A 3493-nucleotide genomic window follows, 5' to 3' on the forward strand; every position below is an offset into this window, starting at 1 on the left:
GGGCGTAATAATCGAAACGGCAATCCTCTTCTAATGTTGGCAATGGCAATTTTACTCCCTATTGCGGCAGCGGTTATCCAAATGAGTATCAGCCGTTCGAGGGAGTTTATGGCAGATGAAGGTGCGGCGAGACTCAGCGGACATCCGGAATGGTTGCAAAGTGCGCTGTTGAAACTCTCTAACTATAACAGCCGTGGAGAGGTACAGGGGGCTACTCCTGAAAATGCCCATATGTTTATTGTCAGCCCGTTTGACGGCAAAAATCTCTCTTTTGCTAATCTATTCCGTACCCATCCGACAACCGAGCAAAGAATTGAACGCTTGGAAATGTTAAAAAAAGAACTAGGGACATACGAAGAGAAGCATAAGCTTTATGACAGACACTATGTTTAATAGCGATTATTCTGTCTCAATTTTAAATGTAAAATGAGGTTTTGTTTTATGCTTTTGTTTCGGATTTTTTAAAAATACAAGACGGTAAAAAAGATAGATGCCCATAGATAGTCCGAGAACAGCCAGCAAATAACTTGTCATATCCATCTATACTCCTTCTATAATCATTAAGCATAAATCGACATTTTATAATATTTATTTATTATTTTTAATCTCAAAAGGGATGTTTTGCATTTTTAGCGCGCTAATAAACAAATTGAAATTGCAATGACAGAGCATTTCATCGTGGGAAGCCACTGAAATCTCGACGATCGGAGAACCGTTGTTCATCATGGGAAGCGAAGAAAAATCGACTCGGCTGTCCATCTGATGCATGACGTCAATGAGAGTATTTTCACTGGTCTGTGCGATAAGAGTCATACGGAATGACGGAATCGATTCGGGATGAAAACGCTTCAGTGCTTCTTCCACCATAGGATGGGACATTTCCGGAAATCCCGGCATGAAAAAGTAGCGCTCTTCGAGATAAAAACCGGACATGTTGTTGATGACATTATGAAGCAGACCGGCATGTTTCGGCAAATATGCCATATGAATTCGGTGCGGGAAAGCGGTATCACCGAAGCGTTCGATAATATGATCGCTAAACTCTTTATGTGGAACCAATACACCGTCGCTAAAGACATCGGAAGCGATTTGGCGGGTCAAATCATCGGGAGTCGAACCGATTCCTCCAAAACTGAACATGACGCTCTGAGGATCGTTTTTGATCATTTCAAAGGTCGTTCGGATAAGCGATGAATCGTCTTTGATGATGAAAGAAGCAAAGAGAGTGTGACCGCGTCGCATTAACGCATCGCGAACAAAAAGAAAATGTTTGTCATCACGACGGGCATTAAGAATTTCAGAACCGATGATAACGGCATAAAAATGGGGATTTTTCATAAAAAGATTATAGCATGAGATGCGATGGATTCATGCCGATCGGCATGAATGCGAATGAGCAGATTATTTGAGTTGGGAAAGAATCTCTTTTTCTACCGTATCAATCGGCTGAGTACCGTTGATAGTGATATATTTTACCGAAGAATCATTGGCTGAGACACCTTTGTAATAGTCAACCAACGGAGCGGTTTGTTCATGATAGACGCGTAAACGGTCTAAAACGACTTCTGCTTTGTCATCATCACGTTGTACGAGATCTTCTCCGGTCTCATCGTCTTTGCCTTCCACTTTCGGAGGATTGTATACGATATGGTAGGTACGTCCTGATGCAAGGTGGGCACGGCGCCCTGACATACGCTCGACAATAACACTGTCCGGTACGTCGATTTCAATGACGGCATCGATAGCGACACCGGCTTCTTTTAGAGCATCCGCTTGCGGAACGGTACGCGGGAAACCGTCGAGAAGAAAACCGTTTTTGCAATCGTCTTGGGTGATACGCTCTTTTACCAGACCGATAATGATCTCATCGGTTACCAGTTTCCCTGAATCCATAAATGATTTTGCCAGTTTACCGAGGTCGGTTCCGGCTTTGATCGCGGCGCGTAGCATATCTCCGGTCGAGATTTGCGGAATGTCGAACGCTTTTGTCAAGAATTGTGCCTGAGTCCCTTTTCCTGCACCCGGAGCACCTAAAAGAATGATTTTCATATTACTTCCTATTAATTAGATTTTGGTTTTGATGTATGTTTCCATCTCATCGACGATAGCATCTATGGTTCGTTCCCCGTTGATTTTGTGAAGAAGCCCTTTAGCCTCGTAAAAGTTTTGGATCACTTCGAGAGGATCGGTATAGACTTTCATTCGGTTATTGAAAACTTTTTCATCGTCATCCGCACCGCGCGCACGTCCGAGTACCCGTTCTCTCGCAACTTTTTCGCTTACGACAACTTCTATAATACTGATCAGAGAAATCGAAGTGTCTTTTTGGAGAAAAAGATCCAGTTCGTTCATTTGTTCGAACGAACGGGGATATCCGTCGAAGAGGATAATATCAGCACTGGAAGCTTTGATCGCACTGGTGATCGTATCGACGGCAATTTCGATCGGAACGATAAGTCCTTTGCTAATAAAGCTGTCGATGATTTTTCCCCGTTCGCTCCCGCTTGCCACTTCGGCACGAAGGAGGTCTCCGGTTGAATAATGGGCGATCAGTTCACTGTTGCGTGCCGCAATCATCTCCGCATCGGTCGTTTTTCCCGATCCCGGTGCCCCGATGATCAAAAATAGTTTCTTCATCGATTATTTGGCACTTTCGCGCAATCGGATGTGAAGATCGCGCAGCTGATTCAACTCTACCGGACTTGGCGCCTGGGTCATAATACACGAAGCTTTTTGGGTTTTAGGGAAAGCGATAACGTCACGAATAGACTCTTTTTTCGATAAAAGCATCATGAATCGATCGAATCCGATAGCGAATCCGCCGTGCGGCGGCGCACCGAATTTGAGTGCGTCGAGAAGGAAGCCGAATTTTTCTTGGGCCTCTTCTTCCGCAATACCTAAAAGTTTGAAAATCTCTTCTTGCAATGCCTGTTTGTGGATACGGATCGATCCGCCTCCGAGTTCTACGCCGTTGAGGACGATATCATACGCAATTGATTCGATATCTTCGATATGCTCATGATTAAGATCGCGCGGCATGGTAAACGGATGGTGGAGCGCTTTGACACGTCCTTCTTCGATTTCGAACATCGGGAAATCGACGACCCATACAAATTCGAAGCACTCTTTATCGATCAGGTTCATTTTTTCGTGTTCAGCGATGAAGATACGGAAACGTCCCATATAATCCCATACCGTTTTCTTATCGCCCGCACCGAAGAAGACGACGTCGCCCACTTCCATTCCGGTTCGATCTACGAGTAGCTGCAAATCTTCAGGTGTGAAGAATTTTTCAAGAGGTCCTTTGAGACCGTCTTCTTTCATTTGGAAATATCCAAGCCCTTTTGCGCCGAATTTACGGACGTAATCTTCGAAGCTTTTCATTTCGCGTTTGGAGAATACCAAATCGGCACCAGGAACGCGAAGCGCTTTGATCCGGTTCATTTTCGGATTTGAAGCGATGCTTGTGAAGATTTCATTGTCGCAACGTGCA

The 3493-nt window shown here is 44.5% G+C and carries 6 protein-coding genes; 1 reads left to right on the plus strand and 5 read right to left on the minus strand.

The window, feature by feature from the left end; translation table 11 throughout:
* On the plus strand, positions 1-393 hold a 393-nt coding region (locus Q0389_RS12900), incomplete at its 5' end, for a M48 family metalloprotease (RefSeq protein ID WP_298694806.1).
* A gap of 6 nt (positions 394-399) precedes the next feature.
* On the opposite strand, the gene Q0389_RS12905 is transcribed toward Q0389_RS12900, so the two are convergent.
* The 5 genes from Q0389_RS12905 to Q0389_RS12925 all read right to left on the minus strand — a co-directional run.
* Complete coding sequence (locus Q0389_RS12905; RefSeq protein ID WP_298694809.1) at positions 400-540, minus strand: hypothetical protein; 141 nt, start codon at positions 538-540, stop codon at positions 400-402.
* Positions 541-588: 48 nt separating this feature from the next.
* Positions 589-1338: a molybdopterin-binding protein gene (locus tag Q0389_RS12910; RefSeq protein WP_298694811.1), complete on the minus strand. Its 750-nt coding sequence runs from the start codon at positions 1336-1338 to the stop codon at positions 589-591.
* A 63-nt stretch (positions 1339-1401) separates the two neighbouring features.
* Positions 1402-2049, minus strand: a complete 648-nt coding sequence (adk, locus tag Q0389_RS12915; RefSeq protein ID WP_298694813.1) for an adenylate kinase — start codon at positions 2047-2049, stop codon at positions 1402-1404.
* Between the two features lie 15 nt (positions 2050-2064).
* Positions 2065-2637, minus strand: a complete 573-nt coding sequence (locus Q0389_RS12920) for an adenylate kinase (RefSeq protein ID WP_298694815.1) — start codon at positions 2635-2637, stop codon at positions 2065-2067.
* A gap of 3 nt (positions 2638-2640) precedes the next feature.
* Positions 2641-3493, minus strand: an 853-nt coding sequence (locus tag Q0389_RS12925) for an amino acid--tRNA ligase-related protein (RefSeq protein WP_298694819.1), incomplete at its 5' end; no start/stop codon positions are given.

Source organism: uncultured Sulfuricurvum sp., assembly GCF_937936435.1.
Taxonomy (GTDB): domain Bacteria; phylum Campylobacterota; class Campylobacteria; order Campylobacterales; family Sulfurimonadaceae; genus Sulfuricurvum.